Source organism: Methylibium sp. T29-B, from assembly GCF_000576225.1.
Classification (GTDB): Bacteria; Pseudomonadota; Gammaproteobacteria; order Burkholderiales; family Burkholderiaceae_C; genus Methylibium; species Methylibium petroleiphilum.
This window is the reverse complement of record NZ_AZSN01000364.1, coordinates 1-1100: the sequence shown is the minus strand read 5'-3', so window position 1 is coordinate 1100 and position 1100 is coordinate 1. Positions and strand designations below refer to the sequence as shown.

The following is a 1100-nucleotide window of genomic DNA, read 5'->3' as shown; positions in this document are numbered from 1 at the left end:
CGCGCGGCGGCGGCCGGCAAGTCGGGCGCCAAGCTGCTGCGGCCAGGAAGAAGGCCGCACCGGCACGCAAGGCAGCCGCGCGCCGACGCTGACGTTTCCCGTGCCGGACTCGATGCAAGCCTTTGCCCACGCCCACGCCACCCACCCCGACGCCCGACTGGCCCTGGGGCTGGTGTGCGCGCAGCTCGACGCCCAGCTCGCCGACCGCCCCGCGCCGACGCTGGGCTGGTGCTACCTGACCGACCACCACCCAACGCCGCCGAGGCCCTGCTGGCCGACCTGCGCGAGCGCTTCCCGGGCACCGCCTGGGTCGGCAGCGTCGGCATCGGCATCTGCGCGAGCGGTGTCGAGTACTTCGACGAGCCCGGGCTCGCGGTGATGCTGGCGGCGATGCCGCACGAACAGTTCCGCGTGTTCTCCGGACGTCGGCCGCTGCAGGGCGATGCCGGCTTCGTGCCGCACACGGCGCTGGTGCACGCCGACCCGTCGACGCCCGAGCTGTCGGAGCTGGTCGGCGAGTTGAGCGAGCGGGTCGACAGCGGCTACCTGTTCGGCGGCCTCGGCTCGGCGCGCAACCGCGTGCTGACGATCGCCGCACCCGGCGGCGACGACGCCGATGAAGGTGGCGTGTTCACCGGCGGCCTGTCGGGCGTGGCGTTCACGGCCGACGTGGCGATCGTCTCGCGCATCACCCAGGGCTGCCAGCCGGTGGGCCCGGTGCGGGCGATCACGCGGATCGAGCGCAACGTGGTCTACGAGCTCGACGATCGACCCGCGCTCGACTGCCTGCTGGGCGATCTGGCCGTCGACGAGCAGGCGCCGCGCGAGGCGCTGCCCCGCATGCGCAGCACGCTGGTCGGGCTGAGCGATACCGCGACCCGCAGCCGGGCGAGTTCGTCACCGCGGCGCGCGGCCATGCCTTCGGCACCGAGACGCGCGTGCGCCACCTGATCGGCATCGACCCGCAGCGCCGCGGCATCGCGATCGCCGACACCGCGCTGGCCGGCCAGCAGCTGGCCTTCTGCCACCGCGACACCGACGCGGCCCGCCGCGACCTGGTGCGCATCGCCACCGAGATCCGCAGCGCGCTCGAGCCCGAG

2 protein-coding genes are annotated in these 1100 nt (G+C 74.5%); both read left to right on the top strand.

Annotated elements, in window-relative coordinates; genetic code table 11:
• Positions 1-228: 228 nt before the first annotated feature.
• Positions 229-951 (top strand): FIST N-terminal domain-containing protein, encoded by a 723-nt coding sequence (locus Y694_RS26360; protein ID WP_051495983.1) that lies wholly within the window; start codon positions 229-231, stop codon positions 949-951.
• Positions 939-1100 (top strand): FIST C-terminal domain-containing protein (locus Y694_RS27320; protein ID WP_409072502.1); only part of this gene is annotated, 162 nt, incomplete at its 3' end. The genes Y694_RS26360 and Y694_RS27320, both read left to right, overlap by 13 nt.